This is a genomic window from Streptococcus sp. 4155, from assembly GCF_013276695.1.
Taxonomy (GTDB): Bacteria; Bacillota; Bacilli; order Lactobacillales; family Streptococcaceae; genus Streptococcus; species Streptococcus pseudopneumoniae.
The window spans coordinates 1-1,007 of the sequence record NZ_VMLM01000042.1; the positions used below are offsets into that span (position 1 = coordinate 1).

General features: G+C 36.6%; 1 protein-coding gene and 1 pseudogene. One reads left to right on the plus strand and one right to left on the minus strand.

Annotation, left to right across the window (positions count from 1 at the left end; translation table 11 throughout):
• Nucleotides 1-407: pseudogene (locus HT715_RS05290) on the plus strand (IS630 family transposase); the annotation flags it as partial.
• Between the two features lie 193 nt (nt 408-600).
• Here HT715_RS05290 and HT715_RS05295 read toward each other — a convergent pair.
• Nucleotides 601-900 (minus strand): DUF1827 family protein, encoded by a 300-nt coding sequence (locus HT715_RS05295; protein WP_000767185.1) that lies wholly within the window; start codon nt 898-900, stop codon nt 601-603.
• Nucleotides 901-1,007 lie beyond the last annotated feature (107 nt).

Below are 1,007 nucleotides of genomic sequence, written 5' to 3' on the forward strand. Positions count from 1 at the left end.
GAGGGGAGAAAGTCTATGAAAAGATTAGCGGACGTCGTTTTGAGCGAACTTCAATTGTTGCAGGACAAGTAGACGGAGAGTTTATAGCTCCCATGATTTACAAGAACAGCATGACAAGCGATTTCTTTGTGGAGTGGTTCAAAACGCAACTCCTACCTGCTTTGAAGACACCTCATGTTATTGTCATGGACAATGCTAGTTTTGATCCCAAGAACATTTTGGATGAACTCTGCATCCAAGATAAACACTTTTTCTTACCTCTACCGCCATATTCACCGGATTTGAATCCTATTGAGCAAGCTTGGGCTATCTTGAAAAAGAAAGTAACGGATTTATTAAGGGAAGTTCCAACTATTTTTGAATGTTTGGAATGCTTTTTAAAACTAAATGACTATAAAATGAAATAAGAATAGGACAAATCGATCAGGACAGTCAAACCGATTTCTAACAATGTTTTAGAAGTAGAGGTGTACTATTATAGTTTCAATCTACTATATAAAAACGCATAATAGCGAGTGTACAGTGTACCTCAATACTATGCGTTTTATTGTGGGAAGACTTATTGGACTTTCGCTCAAGTAGAGTTTTTACTCAATTTCCTCACTGGATTGGGATTGAAATTCCAATTAATTTCTCTGAGTAGAGTGTCTTGATATTGGCTTCATCAATAGAGTCCTTATTAATTTTACGTTTCAAGAAAAATTCTTGAATGGTTTCGATTTCAGGCTCACGAATAGCACGGTGTTTGTTTGAGATGAGGATTTCATAGTGAAGCGGCGCTTGGGTAAAAATAACATCTGTATTCCCTGCAGAATAAACCTCAACAAGGGTTGCATCGGTACTTTCTAGCTGATTTTTTACAAGTTGCGAGTGTGAGTTTGTCGTATTGATAAGCTTCATAATATTTCCTCCGATTTTCTAATTCTATTATAGCACTTTTTGAATAAAGTCGCTTGATTTATACTCAATGAAAATCAAAGAGCGAACTAGGAAGCTAGCCGCAGGTT